This window comes from Rhizobium leguminosarum bv. trifolii WSM2297, from assembly GCF_000271845.1.
Window position 1 is genome coordinate 606,769 of the sequence record NZ_JH719393.1, and the last position, 19,114, is coordinate 625,882.

Below are 19,114 nucleotides of genomic sequence, written 5' to 3' on the forward strand. Positions count from 1 at the left end.
CCCTCAGTGTTGTAGCGTTTTGGCAAGCCGCACGATCATTGCTTCGCATGCAGCGAGTTCGTCGAGGCGGATGAACTCGTCGGCGCGGTGGGCGCGCGAGATGTCCCCGGGACCGCAGATGATCGCGTCGATGCCGGCCGCCTGGTAGAGTCCGGCCTCAGTGCCATAGCTGACGGCAGCCAAGGTCTGCGCTGCGGTTAGTTCCTCCATCAGCCGAGCGAGCGGCGCATCCGCATCAAGCGAAAGCGCCGGATAGGTGCTGCTGGTTTCCCACGTAACGCGGAAACCGTCTTTCTCCAAGGCCTCGGCGGTAGCCTTTATAGGTTCCAGAAGCACCGTTGGCGATACGCCGGGTACCGCGCGGGCTTCCAATTCCATAATGCAGAGATCCGGGATGATGTTGACGCTGCGTCCGCCCGCGATCGTTCCGATCTGCAGCGTAGAATACGGCGGCTCGAAGTTCTGATCTAAGGCGCTGTCTGGCAGAGCAGCAACGGTCTTCAGCGTTGCACTCATCACTGCAGTCATGGCGTGAATGGCGTTCAGGCCCTTATCAGGGCGCGACGAATGACCGGTCATGCCATGGATCTCGATGCGGGCGGCGGCCTTTCCCTTGTGACCGCGGATCGCCACCATATTGCTTGGTTCACCGATGATCGCTCCCAAAGGAGGAGCGCACAGGTTCCCGATCTGCTGCAACATATGCGGTACGCCGCGGCAACCAGCTTCCTCGTCATACGAGAAGGCGAAGTGGATCGGGCGCCTCAACGGCATTTTTGCTATAGCGGGAAGTCCGGCAAGCGCGGCGGCAAGAAACCCCTTCATATCGGAGGCGCCCCTGCCGAAAAGCCGATCTCCCTCAGCCCGCAGGCGGAAGGGATCCGACGTCCAGGTCCTTTCGGAGGCCGAAACGACGTCCATATGCCCGGAAAGAATGTAGCCGGGCTCATCCTTCGGGCCGATAGTGGCGAACAGGTTTGCCCTATCCCCTTCCGGCCCCGGCAGGACAGCCACGGTGGCAGCATGACTTTCGAGATAGCCCTTCACCCATGTGACGATGTCGCCGTTTGGAGTCCCGACGACGGACGGAAAGCCGACCAGCTGCTCCAATATGTCCTTAACATCCATCGCAGGTTCTCCATTATCGACGACTCTACGTGTCCGCGCCACCGCGAACCAGCTGATAGGCGACAGCGCCGCGGTCGGACATACATGCCGATTTCCGCGCCGTCTCCGATGGCGGGCGCGTTAGTCGATACTAGGCGAGCCAGCTTCCTGCCCTTGGTCATGGCGACCGGAAACTGGGTCTGTCGATGTGGCCACGTCATAACGCGACCTCCGACTTGAAGCCCACCTTGTCGCCGAACCCTAAAGATGGCAATTAATGTGTCGTGAATGATGACTTCAGGTGACGGTTAATGCTCACGTCTGACGATCTTGCCTTCTTTTCGGTCCTCACAGGCTCGAAATCTCTCGCGGAAAGCGCGAGAAAGCTGAACGTCACCCCTCCCGCGGTGACCCAGCGCCTGCGCGCGCTTGAAGAGAAGGTCGGGGTGCGGCTGATCGACCGCTCCGGACGCCACCTGCGTCTTACCGAAGAGGGCTCATTGGTCGCTTCTCACAGCGTCATCGTCAGCGATGCCATAGACTCGCTTGCCGAAGCCTTGGCTGATCGCAAGGGTGCAGTTCGCGGGCACCTCAGGGTCGCAGCACCTCACGGTTTTGGAAGGATCTACGTGGCCCCGGTCGTGGAAGCGTTTGCTCGAGAACATGGCGGCGCGACCGCCACCCTGCAGCTGTCCGATCATCCCTCGGCTTTAATCGTCGATAGCTACGAGGTCGTTGTTCACATCGGGGCATCCGCGCATCTCGACCAAGTGGTGACGACACTTGCGCCGAACCATCGAATTCTCTGCGCGAGTCCAAAATACCTCGCCTCGGCTCCGCCCATCTCTGCGCCCGCCGATCTTCCTCGACATCGGTGTCTTGTCGTTCGAGAGAACGAGGAGGATGTAACGCTCTGGCGGTTCAAGGGATCACGGCAGGAAAGCGCGACAGTGCGCGTTAATCCGATCATGTCGAGCAATGATGGTGCTGTCATTCGGGATTGGGCGCTGGCTGGTCAGGGCATCATGATGCGTTCCGAATGGGCCGTTGCTGAAGACCTCGCCGAGGGACGTCTGAGGCAGGTACTTCCCAACTGGAAGCTCCCGTCGGCCGATATCGTCGCCATCCTCGGATCGCGGCACGGTCGAAGCGCGCGGACTGCCGCTTTCCTCACAATGCTTCGTCAGTCGCTGAAGCCACTGCCCTGGCGAGGCGATCGCGCCGAGTCGCTTGGTCAATAACCGAGAATGGACTTCGTCTCGAGATACTCTTCGAGGCCGCAAACGCCATATTCGCGGCCGTTGCCCGAGCGCTTGTAGCCACCGAAGGCGGCCGCTCCGTCCCAAGCCGGATAGTTGATATGAACCTGGCCGGCACGAATGCACTTGGCGACCCGCCGCGCCCGCTCCGGATCTGAAGACTGGACATGAGCGCCCAATCCATAGACGGTGTCGTTAGCAATCGCGATTGCGTCTTCCTCGTCCTTGTACGGCATGATCGAGAGGACGGGCCCGAAGATTTCCTCACGAGCAATGCGCATGTCGGACGTCACCTCGGAAAAGATCGTCGGCCGTGTGAAAAAGCCGCTATCAAGGCCAGCCGGCCGGCCCAGCCCGCCGCACAACAGCTTGGCGCCGTCGTCGATACCGGCCTGGATCATGATCTGCACCCGCTCGAACTGACCACGATTGGCGATCGGCCCCATATCCGTCGCCGGATCAAGCGGCGCGCCAACGCGGATGGCACGCGCAGTGGCGCTAGCCAATTCCTCGACTTCGCCGAGCCGATGTGCGGGCACAAGCATGCGCGTCGGGGCGCTGCACGACTGGCCGACATTGCGCATGCCGGCAAGCACGCCCTTCGCTACTGCCTCGCTGAAATCGGCATCGTCGAGCAAAATGTTCGGCGACTTGCCGCCGAGTTCCTGAACCACCCGCTTCACCGTCGGCGCAGCTGCCTGCGCGACGAGTACCCCTGCGCGGGTGGAACCGGTGATCGAGATCATGTCAACGTCCGGATGGCTGGCGAGCGCTGCGCCAACCTGCTCGCCAGTGCCGTTGACCAAATTGAATACGCCCGGCGGAGTGCCGGCATCGTGCATCAGCTGGGCAAAAAGCAGAGCGCTATAAGGTGACAGTTCACTGGGCTTGAGGACGACGGTGCAGCCTGCAGCGATTGCGGGAGCGACCTTGGCGGTGATCTGGTAAAGTGGCCAGTTCCAGGGTGTGATCAGCGCGCAAACCCCGAGCGCCTCCTTGGCGGTTGCAGTGCTTCCCTCAACCGTCACGAACCGGTATTTCTCGAGGATCTCCATCTGAACACGAATGTGCTCGGCGGCAAACGGAACCTGAGAAGCCCGCGCGAAGCTAATCGCTGCCCCCATTTCCAAAACGAGAGCTTCTGCGAATGCCTCCGCTCTTTCCTTCAGGAGAGAATGCATCCTGCCGAGCAGAGCGAGCCTCTCGGACACTGAAGCCTGAGAGAAGGTGGGGAAGGCTTGGCGGGCTGCTGAAACCGCGAGATCGGCATCATTCGCATCGCCCGCAGAAATATGCCCAACCACCTCCTCCGAGGCGGGATTCACGACCGGCATGCGGGTTCCATCCACCGCTTCCTGCCATTTCCCACCAATGTAGAACTGGTTCTCGCGTTCGGTCAGCATAATTTCACCTCGCGTCATAACGTTGCGGCCATCCGAGCTGCCTGCGGAAGATGCCCGGAAAGACGCGAGGTTGACAATTTACGTCGCTTGAATGGTTCCTTAAGACGCGGGTTAACGTTTCACGAACGCGGTTAGGCTTCTCCGGCAGACGATGTGCAATAGTGAGGTTAATGAAGCTAGGAGGGCCCTCTCACGTCCGCTATTCCTCGTGATTCCGGCCATAGCGGCAACGATGAGAAGGGAACCGATTCGCTGGGTACAGTTCCACATCGTTCGGCGAGCGATCAGCTGGGCTTTCAAGTTAATCACGTTCGGTTCATATAGCTTCATCAGTTGTTGTGTCAGTGGGATGGGGAGGATAGATTTGAGTTCTAATCCGGGAGAAGAAGCAGTTTCGGTGACGGCATCTGCTTCCACACAATACGTCTCCAATCCAGCGACGGGCGGATCGCAAACAGCAGACTTCAACTCCGAGCTGCACGCTCGGCCGTCCATTTATTTCACCGGTCCGGCGATCGTCGAGCACGTGGCTTTCATGCCATTAGATCGGGCAATCAAGGACTTCCACGATAGCCTGGAAGTCGATGGCGAGATTTCGGTCAGGGTCGAACGGCATACTGAATTCGTGACGATCACACGCCTGCGGAAACTGCACTCAGAGCCAGATCGTTGGCCCGAACCTGATCTCGCAGAAAGTGATTTTGCACAGCTTGCAGGATTGAACGCCCCTCGCCTTGTTTGCCACGTCAGTATCCTTGTCCTCGGGAACCCTCCTGACGAGCTGGGGTCGGTTTTGAAAACCCTGGATTTCGGTGATACCGCCGCTTCCTCGATTGGCGGGGGCGCGGCGCAGGTTTGCTCCGACTTTCGCGTTCGAGGAGATAATTCAAGCAGGATCATCCTCTTCAACAATGACCTGAACGCACACCGCCTGGGGCGCATGGTACGTCGTATCTTTGAGATTGAAACCTACAGATCAATGGCGCTGCTCGGATTGCCCGAGGCGCGACGCCTTGCGCCGCTTCTCGGTGGATATGATGCGGAACTTGTTCAGCTGACCAATCGCAACTTGAGTACTCCTGCACATCAGCATAAGCAGCTGCTTGACGAGATCACGGTACTTTCATCGCATATCATCTCGGCCACTGCTGAGACCAGAAACAGGTTCGGAGCAACCGCTGCCTACGCGAAAATCGTTGAGGAGAGGATCGTCCTTTTACGGGAAAGCCACGTCCCCGGCTTCCAACGTTTCGGTACCTTCGTAGAGCGGCGATTCAAACCTGCGGTTCGTACCTGCGAGGCAACTGCGTTGAGGCTCGAACACCTATCGAGAGCTACGATGCATCTGCTCGACCTGCTACAAACCCGAATTCAGGTCGAGATTGAGTTCCAGAACGCTACACAAATCCAGGCAATGGCTGATCGAGCTGCGACGCAGGTCAAGATCCAGCGCGCGGTCGAAGGGTTTTCGATCATCGCGATCAGCTACTATCTGCTGAGCTTGTTGAAGTTTATATACGAGACAGCGGACCACGCAGGGTTCCATTTCGATCCCATGATCATGCTTGTTGCGGTTCCAGTGGTCGTGGGCACGGTTGCGATCACAATCCTCCGCGTCAAGCATGCTCTAAAGGCGGAGAACTAGAACTCGAGGCGAGCTGTGACAGAGTCGCGGAGCATCCGGCAAAAAATCAAAACGACTCGCGTGTCTGACATGGCATCGGCAACGCGTTGCTCAACCAGCCTTGGATACAGCGCCACAGCTTCATTCCTTATAACTGTTTGAAACTATGGTGATGACCAATTGAAAGTTAATGCGTGACCGTTTGAATCAGCATGGCCGCTGATTTAAAGTAGGCGGCTTGCCAGATTGTGGCATGAGATAGGCGAGAGGCCTCGCAGGCGCTGCTTAAACTTTCCCTGATTGTTCATCGGAACTGACTGAGCTGATCCGCAACGGGGGCTACCTGATTGGAAGTTAAGCGAAACCGAAGTTATGCATCGACGTAACGACGATCAGCAAACTGACGAATCCGGGCTCCTGGGAACCCACGACCGCATCCAACGACAGGCCTCCTCGTGCTGTGCAGTTGCTACTTGGATAGCGCCTATTGTTTCTCGCACACCGAACTGCTTCCCAGCGGGCGCGCTCCCGGGTCATCGCTCAAATATTGAGCAAAATGCTGCAAGTGTACACAATACCAAACCACCCAAGGAATTGAGACGAGAAAAATCAACACCTTAATCAGCTGGCACACCTCTTGCAGGTAATGTGCCGAGTTGGTGGCTAGGGTTCCGGCGCTTTTAAGAAGTGCGGCTGGTCCGAGAGCCACCACCGGCGGGGGAGAAATCCCGTCGGGTGCACGGCGGGAAAAAAGCCCGGGAGACCTCGTAAGCCAAGGGATTGGTGGCACGATGGTCTTTGCCGATCCCTTTTGAAGAAAAGCAGAAGGGGAATTTCAATGCAGACTTTTTCGAAAATTGCTTCCACCACAGCGCTGGCGGTATCGCTGATGCTCGGGCTCGCTTCCGTCGCGAAGGCGGAGACGAAGACCGAATTCAAGGTGGCTTGGTCTATCTATGTCGGCTGGATGCCCTGGGGCTATGCTGCCGATCACGGCATCGTCAAGAAGTGGGCTGACAAATACGGTATCAAGATCGATGTCACGCAGTTCAACGACTACGTGGAATCGATGAACCAGTACACGGCCGGCGCCTTCGATGCCGTCACGCTGACCAATATGGACGGGTTGTCGATCCCGGCCGCCGGCGGCGTCGATACGACTGCCGTGATCGTCGGCGACTTCTCGAACGGCAACGACGCCGTGATCCTGAAGGACAAGGCGAGCCTTGCCGATATCAAGGGTCAGAACGTCAATCTCGTCGAATTCTCCGTCTCGCATTATCTGCTCGCCCGTGCGCTCGAAAGCGCCAAGCTGACAGAACGCGACGTGAAGGTGGTAAACACGTCCGACGCCGACATGGTCGCAGCCTACAAGACGCCCGACGTCACCGCTGTCGTCACCTGGAACCCGCTGGTTTCCACCATTCTCGAAGATCCCTCGGCCAAGAAGGTTTTCGATAGTTCGCAGGTGCCGGGCGAAATCATTGACCTGATGGTCGCCAATAGCGGCGTACTGAAGGACAACCCTAACTTCGGCAAGGCGCTTGCCGGCATCTGGTATGAGACGGCCGCACTGCTGCGGGCAGACACCGCAGAGGGCAAGGCGGCCCGTGAGGCTATGGGCTCGGCTTCAGGCACGGATCTCGCCGGCTTCGAAGCCCAGCTTGCCGCCACCAAGCTCTTCGACAAGCCGGGTGATGCCGTTGCCTTTACCGCTTCGCCCAGCCTGCCGAAGACCATGGATCTGGTGCGCAACTTCCTTTTCGAAAAGGGACTGCTCGGCAATGGCGCGCCGTCAGCTGATGTCATCGGCATCGAAATGCCGGATGGCAAGGTGCTGGGCGACTCCGGCAATGTGAAGCTACGCTTCACCGAGGCCTATATGAAGGCAGCCGCCGACGGTTCGCTCTGATCGCAACGGAGGCGCGGTCTGCCCGCGCTCCCTCCCCTTCATCAGCGGAGCAATTCCCATGCGCTGGATCAACACGAGGCCGAGCCGAGGCGCCCAGCTCGCCTTGATGATGCTGCCCTTCGTGCTGCTCGCCCTTGCCTATGCCTTCGGCTCGGCCGCGCGGCTGGCGGAAAACGCCAATGATAAGCTTCTGCCGAGCCTTGCCGGCTTTGCCGATGCGATCAACCGACTGGCCTTCGTCGCCGACCCGCGTACCGGTGAGTTTCTGCTCTGGTCGGACACGGGCGCAAGCCTTATCCGCCTGCTCTCCGGCCTCGGCATCTCGACAGCGATGGCACTCATCATCGGCATGCTGATCGGCATGCTGCCATATCTCAGGGCGCTGCTTGCTCCTTTCGTCGCCGTCATTTCCATGGTGCCACCCTTGGCGCTGCTGCCGATCCTCTTCATCGTCATGGGGCTCGGAGAAACATCGAAGATCGCTCTCATCGTCATCGGTGTTGCGCCGGCGATGATCCGTGATCTCGCGCTGAAGGCGCTGGAATTGCCGCGCGAACAGATCGTCAAGGCTGAGACGCTTGGCGGCTCCTCCTGGCAGATCGGCCTGCGTGTCGTGCTGCCGCAGATCCTGCCACGGCTGATCACCTGCCTCAGACTGCAACTCGGCCCGGCTTGGCTGTTCCTGATCGCGGCCGAAGCGATCTCGTCGGATTCCGGCCTCGGCTACCGCATCTTCCTCGTCCGCCGTTATCTTTCGATGGATATCATCTTTCCTTATGTCATCTGGATCACCCTGCTTGCCGTCGTCATGAACACCCTCCTCGATCGCCTGCGCATCGCCGTCTTCCCCTGGTCGGAGCTGGAGAAGCAGGCATGAGCGAGTTGAAGATAGAAATGGTCTGGAAGGAATATGGCGACCAGATCGTGCTCGAGAACGTGTCCCTGACTGTCGCCTCGCGTGCTTTCATCGCCCTTGTCGGCCCCTCCGGTTGCGGCAAGAGCACCTTCTTGCGCATGCTGCTCGGCCAGGAGCAGCCGACGAAGGGCAAGATCCTGCTCGACGGCGAGCCGCTGCCGCCGGAGCCGGGATCGGATCGCGGCGTCGTCTTCCAGCGTTATTCCGTCTTTCAGCACCTGACGGTGCTTGGCAATGTGCTGCTCGGCAAGGAATTTACCGCTGCGCGCTACAAGGCCAAGCTTTTCGGCGCCGCACGCCGGACCGCCATCGAGGAAGCGCGGCAGCTGATTGCCGAGGTCGGGCTCGATGGTTCGGAGGACAAATATCCGGCCCAGCTTTCCGGCGGCATGCAGCAACGCCTGGCGCTCGCCCAGGCGCTCATCATGAAGCCGAAGGTGCTGTTGCTCGATGAACCCTTCGGTGCGCTCGATCCAGGTATCCGCGCCGAGATCCACACGCTGATGAAGCGGCTCTGGCATGAAACGCAGATGACCGTCGTCATGGTCACGCATGACATGCGCGAGGCGTTCACGCTGGCCAATCGCGTCGTCGCCTTCGAACGCCGGCGCGACCGGCCTGAAGAAAAGGAGCGCTACGGCGCCACCATCACCAAGGATATTGCCATCTGGCCGCCACGCCTTGCCGGCCAGCCATCGATTTTCAGCCCCGACCGGGACGGCCCGGTCGCTTCCCTGGGGCACAGCCGGGACGACCTGGCACCGTCAGGAGAGAAGCTATGATGCATGTGAGACGCTCGCCAGAAGAGATCGCCGCCAATCGCGCGCGCTATGAGGAGCACCAGAAGAAGGGTCTGGAATTTGCGCCCAAGGCGCTTCCCGGCCCAAGCCCGCTGCCGGCACCGGCCATCGATGCCGCTGCCGTCATTCATCAGGAGACCATTGCCGGCGGCTGGTACTGGGCAATGAAGCTTCTGCGTGGCGAAGCGATCCGCATCGACCAGGGCGAGGGAAATTCCACCGTGGCCCTCGTTGCCTGGAATGCCGGCGATACCAGCGAGCGGATCAATCTCGTCGATACTGCCAAGGTCCAGTGGACGACGGCACTCGGCAAGGGGCGGGTTATCTTTTCCGATATGGGCCGCGTCATGTTCTCGATGATTGAGGACAGTTCTGGCGCCCATGACTGCCTGATGGGCGGCTCGACGGCCGCCTCGAATGCCGCGAAATATCCCGGCGAGAAAACCCGCAATACGCGCGATAACCTGATCCTCGTCGCCGTCAAGCTCGGCCTCGACAGGCGCGATATTCCCGGCATCCTCAATTTTTTCGCGCCCGTCCGCCTGGCCGAGAGCGGAGGTTTCGGCTGGCAGAGCAAGCGCTCCAACAGCGGCGACTATGTCGAATTGCGCGCCGAGATGGACATGCTGGTCGGCTTTTCCACTTGCCCGCATCCGCTCGACCCGGATCCCACATATCAGCCGAAGCCTGTCGCCATCACCCGTTACAAGGCGGCAAGTGCGGCTGCCGATGATCTTTGCCGTACGGCAACGGCCGAAGCCGTGCGCGGTTTCGAGAACAACGCCCTGATGCAGGCCTGAGGAAAAGACGATGTCCGATTTCATCCAGACCTCCCCTGCCCGTAACCTGCAAAATGCCGTGCAGGACCATTTCATCGCGGCCGAAGCCCCGTGGTCCGGTATCGTGCGCAAGGGCCAGACGATCCGCATCGAAGACAGTCTTGGCCAGCAGGCGATCGACACGCTCTTCTACCGTGCCGACGGTTTTTCCGAGCGCTATTCCAATCAGGATACGATGCGCATGCAGGGTGCCGCCTATATCGGCATTGGCACGAAGATCATGTCGAACGAAGGCAATGTCATGCTGACCATGACGGCCAACAGCTGCGGCCGCCATGACACCTCCGCCGGCGCCTGCTCCTGCGAGAGCAACACGGTGCGTTTCGGCCATGGCACGAAATACCTGCATGCCTGCCGCGACAACTTCGTCCTCGAGATCAGCAAGCACGGCATGGGCAAACGCGACATCGTGCCGAACATCAACTTCTTCATGAATGTTCCGATCAAGCCGAATGGCGAAATGACCATCGTCGACGGCATCTCCGCGCCGGGCGACTATGTCGAGCTCGTCGCCGAGATGGACGTGCTCTGCGTCATCTCTAATTGCCCGCAGATCAACAACCCGTGCAACGGTTTTGATCCGACGCCGATCCGGGTGTTGATTTGGGATGGCGAGGACTGAGCATGTTCAAGAAAGTCCTGATCGCCAACCGGGGCGAAATCGCCATCCGGGTCATCAAGACCCTGAAGAGCATGGGCATTTCCTCGATCGCCGTCTATTCCGATGCCGACCGTTTCGCGAGACCTGCGATGATGGCGGATGAAGCGGTGCGGCTCGGCCCGGCGCCCGCCAATGAAAGCTATCTCAATGTTGATGCGGTCATTGCCGCCTGCAGGGCAACAGGGGCCGAGGCAGTACATCCGGGCTACGGCTTCCTGTCTGAAAATATCGGCTTTGCCGAGCGGCTTGCCGCCGAAGGCATCGCCTTCATCGGGCCGCGGCCTGAGCACCTATCTGCCTTCGGCCTGAAGCATACGGCGCGCGAGCTTGCCAACGCGAGCGGCGTGCCTTTGCTGCCCGGCACGAGCCTGCTGTCGAGCGCCGAGGAAGCACTCGCTGCGGCCGAAACGATCGGCTATCCCGTGATGCTGAAAAGCACGGCCGGCGGCGGCGGCATCGGCATGCAGCTATGCGTCGATGCCGAAGGCCTGAAGGCGTGCTTCGAAAGCGTGCAGCGCACCGCGCGGGCAAGCTTCGGCGATGCGCGTGTTTATATCGAGCGTTTTGTCGCCGATGCAAGGCATGTCGAGGTGCAGATCTTTGGCAATGGCAAAGGCAAGGTCATCGCGCTCGGCGAGCGCGACTGCTCACTGCAGCGGCGGAACCAGAAGGTGGTCGAGGAGACCCCCGCCCCCGGTCTTTCAGCCGCAATCCGCGCCCGCCTGCACAAGGCGGCCGTCGACCTCGGCTCGGCGGTCTCCTACGAATCCGCCGGCACCGTCGAATTCATCTATGATCCCGTACGTGAGGAATTCTACTTCCTCGAGGTGAACACACGCCTGCAGGTCGAACATCCCGTCACCGAAGCGGTGTTCGGGATCGATCTGGTCGAGTGGATGATCCGCCAGGCCGCCGGCGAGGACGTGCTTTCGGGCACTGAGGCGCTGCAGCCGAAAGGGGCGGCGATCGAAGTGCGCGTCTATGCCGAGATGCCGCATGCCGACTTCCGTCCGAGCGCCGGCCTGCTGACGGAGGTTGTCTTCCCTGAAGATGTCCGTCTCGACGGCTGGATCGAGACCGGCACGGAGGTAACGCCTTTCTACGATCCGATGCTCGCCAAGCTGATCGTTTCCGCGGAGGATCGTCCGGCGGCAATCGAGAAGCTGAAGGCAGCACTCTCCGGCACATTGATATCGGGCATCGAGACCAATCTCGATTATTTGCGCGCCATCGCCAGCTCCGAACTTCTTGCCAGCGGTAAGGTGGCGACGACCGCGCTGCGGGACTTTTCCTTCGTGCCGGACGTTATCGAGGTGATCGCCCCGGGCGCGCAGTCGAGCATTCAGGAATTGCCGGGCAGGCTTGGCCTCTGGCATGTCGGCGTGCCGCCGAGCGGTCCGATGGACGAGCGCTCGTTCCGTCATGCCAACCGTCTCGTCGGCAACGGCGACATGGTCGCGGCACTGGAGCTGACGGTCTCCGGACCGCTGCTTAAATTCCATACCGACACAGTGGTTGCGCTTGCCGGCGCCAGCATGGCGATGAGCGCCGACGGCGTGAAGCTGCCTCACGGTGAGCCCGTCACCATCCGCGCCGGCCAGACCCTGTCGATCGGTAGCATCGACGGGCCAGGGCAGCGGGCTTACCTCGCCGTGGCGGGCGGTTTTGCCGCCCCCGTCGTGCTCGGCTCGCGCGCCACCTTCGGGCTCGGCCAATTCGGCGGCAATGCCACCGGCACGCTGAAGACCGGCCATGTGCTGCATCTTGCCCGTCATGCCGCCGCAGAACCGGCGAAGCCGGCGACAGAGCCGCCGAAACTGACGCGTGAATGGGAGGTCGGCGTCGTCTACGGTCCGCATGGCGCGCCAGATTTTTTCCAGGACGGCGATATCGAGGCCCTGTTTTCGACGGACTACGAGGTGCATTTCAACAGCGCGCGCACCGGCGTTCGTCTCATCGGTCCGGCACCGAAATGGGCGCGAAGTGATGGGGGCGAGGCCGGTCTTCATCCCTCCAACCTGCATGACAACGCTTATGCGATCGGCGCGATCGACTTTACCGGCGACATGCCGATCATCCTCGGACCGGACGGGCCGAGCCTCGGGGGCTTTGTCTGCCCAGCGGTGATTGCCCGCGACGAGCAGTGGAAGATGGGCCAGTTCAAGCCGGGTGATCGCATTCGCTTCCGTCCCGTCGCGCGGCCCGAAGATCCGGTGGCCGGCCCGGTCGTGCATCGGGGGAAGGAAGAAGCGGGGTCGCCGATTGTCGGCAAGCGCGATGACGGCCCTGTCTCGGTCGTCTACCGCCGGCAGGGCGATGACAATCTGCTGGTCGAATACGGGCCGATGACGCTCGATATCGCTCTGCGGCTGCGGGTGCATCTTTTGATGCAGGCCGTCTCGCAGGCGCGTCTGCCCGGCGTGATCGATCTCACCCCTGGCATCCGCTCGCTGCAGATTCACTACGATGGCACGGCCTTGACCCGCAACCGCCTGCTCGGCCTGCTGGCCGAAATCGAGGCGAACCTGCCGGCAGCCCAGGAAGTCAAGGTACCGAGCCGCATCGTGCACCTGCCGCTTTCCTGGAACGATCCCGATGCGGAACTTGCCATGCGCAAATATCAGGAACTCGTGCGGCCGAACGCGCCCTGGTGCCCTGACAACATCGAGTTCATCCGCCGCATCAACGGGCTGGCAGACGAGCAGGCCGTGCGGGACGTCGTCTTCGATGCGAGCTACCTCGTGCTCGGCCTCGGCGACGTCTATCTCGGCGCACCGGTCGCGACGCCGGTCGATCCGCGCCATCGGTTGGTAACGACGAAGTACAATCCGGCCCGCACGTGGACGCCTGAAAATGCCGTCGGCATCGGTGGGGCCTATATGTGTATCTACGGCATGGAAGGCCCTGGGGGCTACCAGCTCTTCGGCCGCACTATTCAGGTATGGAATACATGGCGGCAGACGCCGGTCTTCGCCAAGGACAAACCGTGGCTGCTCGATTTCTTCGATCAGATCCGCTTCTTCCCGGTCAGCCACCAGGAACTGGCGGAAGCCCGCAGTGCCTTCCCCCATGGCGGCTATCCCGTCCGGATCGAGGAGGCGGAATTCTCTTATGCCGCCTATGAGAGAGAGTTACAGGCTAATTCGGCCTCGATCCGGGCCTTCAAGGCAAGACAACAGGCGGCCTTCGAGGCCGAACGCCAGCGCTGGAAGGAGGCTGGTCTCGATAGTTTCATTACCGACGAGGGCACGGGCGAAAGTCCGGATGGAGATATCCCGGAAGGCTGCTTCGGTGTTGCCAGCGCCGTGCCCGGCAATATCTGGAAACTGCTGGTGGAGCCGGGGGCACCGGTTGCAGCCGGCGACACGCTTGCCATTATCGAATCCATGAAGATGGAAATCAACGTCACCGCACATGCGGCTGGCCGCGTCCGCGACCTGCGCGCCGGCCCCGGACGCAATGTCAAAGCGGGCGATATCATTGTTGTTCTGGAGGAATGCTGAACCATGCTGCCGACCATTCTTGATCTCACCAGCCTTCGCGCAGCCTATTCTACCGGCCAAACCCCGCTCGACCTTGTCGAGACCATCATTGTCCGTCGCGCAGCCTCGGAGGATCCTGCAATCTTCATCACGCCGACGCCTGATGAAGCACTGCGGGCCGAAGCACGCGCGCTGATGGAGCGGGCACCTGAGCCGAACAGCCTGCCGCTCTGGGGCATTCCTTTCGCCGTCAAGGACAATATCGATGTGGAGGGGCTGCCGAGCACGGCCGCGTGCCCCGCTTTCGCCTATGATCCCGAGAGTGACGCAACCGTCGTTGCAAGACTGCGGGCTGCAGGCGCGATCGTGATCGGGAAGACCAACCTCGATCAGTTTGCGACCGGCCTCAACGGCACGCGCTCGCCTCATGGCGCGCCGCGCTCGGTCTTCGACAGGAACTATGTGTCGGGCGGCTCGAGTTCCGGCTCGGCGGTTGCCGTCGCCTCGGGCCTGGCAAGCTTCGCGCTCGGCACAGACACGGCGGGCTCCGGACGCGTACCGGCTGCCTTCAACAATCTCGTCGGCATCAAGCCGACACCGGGACTGGTGCCGAATGTCGGCGTCGTGCCTGCATGCCGCAGCGTTGATGTCGTCACCGTCTTTGCTGCAACGGTGGGTGACGGCGTCGCGATCCGCAAGGTGATGGAGGGCTACGATGCCGCCGATCCGTTTTCGCGCAAGGCGGTTGCCTCCTGCCTGCCCGTCTCAGGTTTGCGGATCGGTGTGCTCGACGGAGCAGAACGGGAATTCTTCGGCAACAGCCACGTCGAGGCTCTCTATGACGCCGCGATCGAAAGAGCGCGCGCACTCGGCGCCACGATCGTTCCCTTCGACTACGCGCCGTTCCGGCAGGCGGCAGAGCTGCTCTACAACGGCCCCTGGGTCGCCGAACGGCTGGCGGCGGTGAAGGATTTCCTTGCCACCAATGCCGCCGACTTCGACCCGACGGTTCGCATCATCATCGAGGGCGCGAAAGCCTATGACGCGGTCGCCGCTTTCGAAGGCCGGTACAAGCTCGAAGCGCTGCGTCAAAAGACCGGGAAGGAATGGGAAAAGGTCGATATCCTGATGCTGCCCACCTCGCCGACCACCTACACGGTCGAAGAAATGATGGCGGATCCGATTGTGAAAAACGGTCATTTCGGCCGCTACACCAATTTCGTCAATCTGCTCGATTGCGCGGCGATCGCCGTTCCGATCGGCTTCGACGCCAACGGTCATCTCCCGGCCGGCGTGACCCTGATCGGTCCCGCCTTCACCGATGACGCGCTTGCCCCCTTCGCCGATGCCATGCACCGGGCGGCGAATGCCGGCATGGGTAAGGACCGCAAGGTCGCCTTGCCGGAGGCAAGCCGCGTTAAACCTCCCGCCGATGACTTCATGCCGATCGTGGTTGTCGGCGCGCATCTGACGGATATGCCGCTGAACCACGAGCTGACGCGCGCGGGCGGATATAGGTTGAAAACAGCTCGGACGGATGGCAGCTATCGGCTTTTTGCCCTCCATGGCACCGTCCCGCCCAAACCGGGGTTGGTTCGCGATCCGGGCTTTACGGGCAATGGCGTGGAAATCGAAGTCTGGGCGCTCCCACCGACGGCATTCGCAAGTTTCGTTCAGAACATTCCGGCGCCGCTTGGCGTGGGTAAGATCACCCTGAACGATGGGAGTTGCCTTACGGGATTTCTTTGCGAGGGTCATGCCGTCGCCGGTGGGCGAGAGATCACCGAGTTCGGTGGCTGGCGCAACTATATCAGCGCCAGCAGTCCGATAGCCTGAAGGGAGATGGGATGCAGAAACTTTTGCCAATGACAATGCAGCTCATTCTCAGGGGGCTGATTGCCAGGTCCGGCGCGATATGGGCGGGGAAGCACTCGCGATAACCGGCGTGTCTGCTGCGCTTTCGATGAGCCGCGCCTTGAGCGGACGACAGCTGCTTTACCAGACGCTAAAAGGCATCGGTATGGGCGCAAATTGATGCTTTTCGCGCGCAATAATTTTCCCTACTCCTGCGTGATGAGCAACGCGAGGCGCAGCGATGGCAATGCCATTCTACTGGAACGAACTGAATAGCTCCGACTTCGCCGGACTCTCGCCCGACACCACCATCGCCATCCTGCCGATCGCCTCGACGGAACAGCACGGCCCGCACCTACCGATCGCCACCGACGTGGCGATCGCCAACGGCATGCTGGCCGAGTTGCGAAAGCAGAAGCCGGTCGACCTCGATTTTCTGGTCCTGCCGACACAGGAGATTGGCAAGGCCAACGAACATATCTACGGGCCCGGCACGCTGTCCCTCTCCGCGGAGCTGCTCATTCCGGTCTGGACCGCGATCGGCGCCAAGGTTGCCGAAGCCGGCATCCGCAAGATGGTGATCGTCAATTCGCATGGCGGCAATGTCGATATCATGAGCATCGTGGCGCGTGAGCTGCGTGTGCGTTACCAGATGGCGGTCGTGTCGACGCAATGGGGCCGCTTCGGCCATCCCGAAGGCATGATCGGCGAGCATGAGATGAAATACGGCATCCATGGCGGCGAGGTGGAAACGTCGCTGATGCTCTATTTTCGCCCAGACCTGGTGCGGATGGACAAGGCGGAGAACTTCACGTCCAAGGCGGAATGGATGCGTGAACAATCAAAATACATTCAGCCGCTGCCCCCTCATTCGCTCGCCTGGATCGCCCATGACCTCAATGCGAACGGCGTCGTCGGCAACGCTTCGCTCGGGACTGTCGAAAAGGGTGAAGCGATCTGCCGCCACCAGGTCAAGGGTTTCGTCGAGCTGCTCCACGACCTGAAACGCTATCCGCTTTCCAATCTTTATTCGAAATAGGCCAGTCCGCAAAAGGGCTCAGACCGCGACGGACTTTTCCATCGCGATATGCCCCTTTGCCTGCAGTTCCTGCACCAGGCCGGCCAACTCCGCCAGGAGATACTCGACGAACAGGCTGGTGGCGGAATCGAGCGGGGTGCGCGCGCGGGCGAAAAGCTTCATCGTCTGGTGGCGCGCATGCGGCTCGGCGATCGGCCGGAAGACCAGCTCGCCCTGCCGGCATTCGGTGATCACGTCGAGCGGGTTCAGCATCGTCACCCCGGCCCCCGCTTTAACCAGCTTCTTTAGCATCTCCGCTGCATTGGTTTCCAGCACAGGCTCGATGTGCACGTCGAGGCGCGCCATCGCCAGATTGATCACGTCGCGCAGGCTGGTGCCTTGCTGCGCCAATACCAGGCGCTCCTGGACGATATCGGCCAGGTTGATCGGACCCGAAGCAATCAGCGGGTGGCCGGGAGGCAGCACAACGCCGATCGGGATGTCGAAATTGCCGAGCGTGCGGATGCCAGGCGTTGCCGGAATATTGAAACCCAAGCCGATATCCACCTCGCCCGACAGCACCGGATTGACCGTCATCGTCCCCGCATCATTGCGCAGCTGCATGAAGACGCGCGGATGCTCCGACTGGAACCGGGCGATGATCTCAGGTAGCGGACCGGCGGCCAGGCCCACCGTCGTCACCAGGCGGATCTTGCCGGCCTGTTGCGTCTTGAGGCTGCGAATGCGGCCCTCCAGCCGCTCGTAATTCTTCAGCACCTCGCGAATATGCTCGATGCAGAGTTCACCCGCCGCCGTCAGGCGCAGGCCGCGCGGCAGGCGCTCGAAGAGCGGCGCGCCGATTTCCTCCTCCAGCGCCAAAATCTGGCGGTTGATCGCCGAAGACGCCACATTCAGCCGCGCCGCCGCCTTGCGGATCGAGCCGGCGCGGGCGATCTCATTGATGTAGAGAAGCTTTCTGGAATGCAGCATCGCGACCTCTTTGCATAAAAATACAGCACAAAGCACAAATTAGGCACAGGCTTCGCTTGAGATGCCGAAAAGGCATCATTGCGCACGAAATTTGATGCTTTTCAAAGAGCAAAGCAATCGGTCCTATGAAGAAAATCCGACGTTGCCACAGGCGTCGCGAACTCAGAAGGGGAACGCTGATCATGCGCATTGCACAAAAGAATACGGTCTTTTCCGCAGTCGTCAGCCTTGGTATCGGCCTTGGCGCTGCCGTCTCGGCGCAGGCGGCAGACAAGGTAAGCTATGGCACGAACTGGCTGGCGCAGGCCGAGCATGGCGGCTTCTACCAGGCGGTCGCCGACGGCACCTATGCCAAACACGGCCTCGACGTTACCATCGTCCAGGGCGGCCCCAACGCCGCCAACAGCGCGCTGCTGATCTCCGGAAAAATCGATTTCTACATGGGTGGGCCGCAGGGCGAAATCGCAGCCGTCGAACAGGGCATTCCGCTGGTCGACGTCGCGGCGATCTTCCAGAAGGACCCGCAGGTGCTGATCGCCCACCCCGATGCCGGCATCGACGAATTCGAAGATCTCGCCAAGCTCAAGACGCTGTTTCTCGGCAAGGACGGCTATCTCACCTATTTCGAGTGGATGAAGGCAAACTTCAAGGGCTTCAAGGACGAGCAGTACAAGCCCTATAATTTCAGCCCGGCGCCGTTCCTCGCCGACAAGGGGTCGGCGCAGCAAGGCTACCTCACCTCCGAGCCCTACGAGATCCAGAAGCAGGCCGGCTTCGAGCCGAAAGTCTTCCTGCTCGCCGATAACGGCTATTCCCCCTATTCGACGATGATCACCACCACGCAGGCGATGATCGACAGCAAGCCCGACGTCGTCCAGCGCTTCGTCGATGCCTCGATCGAGGGTTGGTACAACTATCTCTACGGTGACAACAGCAAGGCGAACGCGCTGATCAAGAAGGACAATCCCGAGATGACCGATGGCCAGATCGCCTACTCCATCGCCAAGATGAAGGAATACGGCATCATCGAATCGGGCGACAGCCTCGACAAGGGCATCGGCTGCATCACCGATGCGCATTACAAGGCGTTCTTCACCGAAATGGTTGGTATCAAGGTGTTCAAGCCGGAGACGGATTACACCAAGGCGTTCACGACGAAATTCGTCTGCAAGAACACCGGCGTTGCGCTGAAGAAGTAGGCCAGACGCCTCCGAGGTCCGCCGCAGATGCGGCGGATCGCATCCTCCCC

The 19,114-nt window shown here is 60.7% G+C and carries 14 protein-coding genes and 1 riboswitch; of the genes, 11 read left to right on the forward strand and 3 right to left on the reverse strand.

Annotation, left to right across the window (positions count from 1 at the left end; translation table 11 throughout):
* Window positions 1-3 precede the first annotated feature (3 nt).
* Window positions 4-1,128: an acetylornithine deacetylase gene (gene argE, locus RLEG4DRAFT_RS06640; protein WP_003576286.1), complete on the reverse strand. Its 1,125-nt coding sequence runs from the start codon at window positions 1,126-1,128 to the stop codon at window positions 4-6.
* A gap of 290 nt (window positions 1,129-1,418) precedes the next feature.
* Between argE and RLEG4DRAFT_RS06645 the strand changes: the two genes are divergently transcribed.
* Window positions 1,419-2,348 carry a LysR family transcriptional regulator gene (locus tag RLEG4DRAFT_RS06645; protein WP_003576287.1) on the forward strand — a complete coding sequence of 310 codons (930 nt, stop codon included), beginning with the start codon at window positions 1,419-1,421 and terminating at the stop codon, window positions 2,346-2,348.
* Here RLEG4DRAFT_RS06645 and RLEG4DRAFT_RS06650 read toward each other — a convergent pair.
* Window positions 2,342-3,769 carry an aldehyde dehydrogenase family protein gene (locus RLEG4DRAFT_RS06650; RefSeq protein ID WP_003576290.1) on the reverse strand — a complete coding sequence of 476 codons (1,428 nt, stop codon included), beginning with the start codon at window positions 3,767-3,769 and terminating at the stop codon, window positions 2,342-2,344. The genes RLEG4DRAFT_RS06645 and RLEG4DRAFT_RS06650 overlap by 7 nt on opposite strands.
* 349 nt (window positions 3,770-4,118) lie before the next feature.
* On the opposite strand from RLEG4DRAFT_RS06650, the gene RLEG4DRAFT_RS06655 reads away from it, so the two are divergent.
* From RLEG4DRAFT_RS06655 to RLEG4DRAFT_RS06695, 9 genes are all read left to right on the forward strand, one after another.
* Window positions 4,119-5,414, forward strand: coding sequence for a DUF3422 domain-containing protein (locus tag RLEG4DRAFT_RS06655; RefSeq protein ID WP_432416796.1), 1,296 nt, complete (start codon window positions 4,119-4,121; stop codon window positions 5,412-5,414).
* Window positions 5,415-6,045: 631 nt separating this feature from the next.
* A riboswitch (guanidine-I (ykkC/yxkD leader) is annotated at window positions 6,046-6,157 on the forward strand.
* Between the two features lie 74 nt (window positions 6,158-6,231).
* Window positions 6,232-7,305 (forward strand): putative urea ABC transporter substrate-binding protein, encoded by a 1,074-nt coding sequence (locus RLEG4DRAFT_RS06660; protein ID WP_003576294.1) that lies wholly within the window; start codon window positions 6,232-6,234, stop codon window positions 7,303-7,305.
* Window positions 7,306-7,363: 58 nt separating this feature from the next.
* Window positions 7,364-8,182 carry an ABC transporter permease gene (locus tag RLEG4DRAFT_RS06665; protein WP_003576295.1) on the forward strand — a complete coding sequence of 273 codons (819 nt, stop codon included), beginning with the start codon at window positions 7,364-7,366 and terminating at the stop codon, window positions 8,180-8,182.
* Window positions 8,179-9,003 (forward strand): ABC transporter ATP-binding protein, encoded by an 825-nt coding sequence (locus RLEG4DRAFT_RS06670; protein WP_003576296.1) that lies wholly within the window; start codon window positions 8,179-8,181, stop codon window positions 9,001-9,003. The genes RLEG4DRAFT_RS06665 and RLEG4DRAFT_RS06670 overlap by 4 nt, the downstream gene beginning before the upstream one ends.
* The gene (locus RLEG4DRAFT_RS06675) at window positions 9,000-9,821 is read left to right on the forward strand and encodes an urea amidolyase associated protein UAAP1 (RefSeq protein WP_003576298.1); all 822 of its coding nucleotides are present in this window, start codon (window positions 9,000-9,002) and stop codon (window positions 9,819-9,821) included. Before RLEG4DRAFT_RS06670 ends, RLEG4DRAFT_RS06675 begins: the two co-directional genes overlap by 4 nt.
* Window positions 9,822-9,831: 10 nt before the next feature.
* Entirely contained in the window at window positions 9,832-10,482 is a 651-nt protein-coding gene (locus RLEG4DRAFT_RS06680; protein WP_003576300.1) for an urea amidolyase associated protein UAAP2, read from the forward strand.
* A 2-nt stretch (window positions 10,483-10,484) separates the two neighbouring features.
* On the forward strand, window positions 10,485-14,024 hold the full coding sequence (gene uca / locus RLEG4DRAFT_RS06685) for an urea carboxylase (protein ID WP_003576303.1): 3,540 nt from the start codon (window positions 10,485-10,487) through the stop codon (window positions 14,022-14,024).
* Window positions 14,025-14,027: 3 nt separating this feature from the next.
* Window positions 14,028-15,839: an allophanate hydrolase gene (gene atzF, locus RLEG4DRAFT_RS06690; RefSeq protein ID WP_003576305.1), complete on the forward strand. Its 1,812-nt coding sequence runs from the start codon at window positions 14,028-14,030 to the stop codon at window positions 15,837-15,839.
* 259 nt (window positions 15,840-16,098) lie between these two features.
* A complete protein-coding gene (locus RLEG4DRAFT_RS06695) occupies window positions 16,099-16,896 on the forward strand; it encodes a creatininase family protein (RefSeq protein ID WP_003576309.1) in 798 nt (265 codons plus the stop codon).
* Window positions 16,897-16,914: 18 nt separating this feature from the next.
* Here RLEG4DRAFT_RS06695 and RLEG4DRAFT_RS06700 read toward each other — a convergent pair whose 3' ends face one another.
* Window positions 16,915-17,865: a LysR family transcriptional regulator gene (locus tag RLEG4DRAFT_RS06700; RefSeq protein ID WP_003576310.1), complete on the reverse strand. Its 951-nt coding sequence runs from the start codon at window positions 17,863-17,865 to the stop codon at window positions 16,915-16,917.
* 182 nt (window positions 17,866-18,047) lie between these two features.
* Between RLEG4DRAFT_RS06700 and RLEG4DRAFT_RS06705 the strand changes: the two genes are divergently transcribed.
* Window positions 18,048-19,064, forward strand: coding sequence for an ABC transporter substrate-binding protein (locus RLEG4DRAFT_RS06705; protein WP_003576311.1), 1,017 nt, complete (start codon window positions 18,048-18,050; stop codon window positions 19,062-19,064).
* The last annotated feature ends 50 nt before the right edge of the window (window positions 19,065-19,114 follow it).

Excerpts from the sequence above, each read along its gene's own strand:
- RLEG4DRAFT_RS06705 (WP_003576311.1), top strand. The coding sequence starts at position 18,048 with ATGCGCATTGCACAAAAGAATACGGTCTTTTCCGCAGTCGTCAGCCTT.
- uca (WP_003576303.1), top strand. The coding sequence starts at position 10,485 with ATGTTCAAGAAAGTCCTGATCGCCAACCGGGGCGAAATCGCCATCCGG.
- RLEG4DRAFT_RS06675 (WP_003576298.1), top strand. The coding sequence starts at position 9,000 with ATGATGCATGTGAGACGCTCGCCAGAAGAGATCGCCGCCAATCGCGCG.
- RLEG4DRAFT_RS06680 (WP_003576300.1), top strand. The coding sequence starts at position 9,832 with ATGTCCGATTTCATCCAGACCTCCCCTGCCCGTAACCTGCAAAATGCC.
- RLEG4DRAFT_RS06670 (WP_003576296.1), top strand. The coding sequence starts at position 8,179 with ATGAGCGAGTTGAAGATAGAAATGGTCTGGAAGGAATATGGCGACCAG.
- atzF (WP_003576305.1), top strand. The coding sequence starts at position 14,028 with ATGCTGCCGACCATTCTTGATCTCACCAGCCTTCGCGCAGCCTATTCT.
- RLEG4DRAFT_RS06695 (WP_003576309.1), top strand. The coding sequence starts at position 16,099 with ATGGCAATGCCATTCTACTGGAACGAACTGAATAGCTCCGACTTCGCC.
- RLEG4DRAFT_RS06645 (WP_003576287.1), top strand. The coding sequence starts at position 1,419 with ATGCTCACGTCTGACGATCTTGCCTTCTTTTCGGTCCTCACAGGCTCG.
- RLEG4DRAFT_RS06700 (WP_003576310.1), bottom strand. The coding sequence starts at position 17,865 with ATGCTGCATTCCAGAAAGCTTCTCTACATCAATGAGATCGCCCGCGCC.
- RLEG4DRAFT_RS06655 (WP_432416796.1), top strand. The coding sequence starts at position 4,119 with ATGGGGAGGATAGATTTGAGTTCTAATCCGGGAGAAGAAGCAGTTTCG.
- RLEG4DRAFT_RS06660 (WP_003576294.1), top strand. The coding sequence starts at position 6,232 with ATGCAGACTTTTTCGAAAATTGCTTCCACCACAGCGCTGGCGGTATCG.
- RLEG4DRAFT_RS06650 (WP_003576290.1), bottom strand. The coding sequence starts at position 3,769 with ATGCTGACCGAACGCGAGAACCAGTTCTACATTGGTGGGAAATGGCAG.
- argE (WP_003576286.1), bottom strand. The coding sequence starts at position 1,128 with ATGGATGTTAAGGACATATTGGAGCAGCTGGTCGGCTTTCCGTCCGTC.
- RLEG4DRAFT_RS06665 (WP_003576295.1), top strand. The coding sequence starts at position 7,364 with ATGCGCTGGATCAACACGAGGCCGAGCCGAGGCGCCCAGCTCGCCTTG.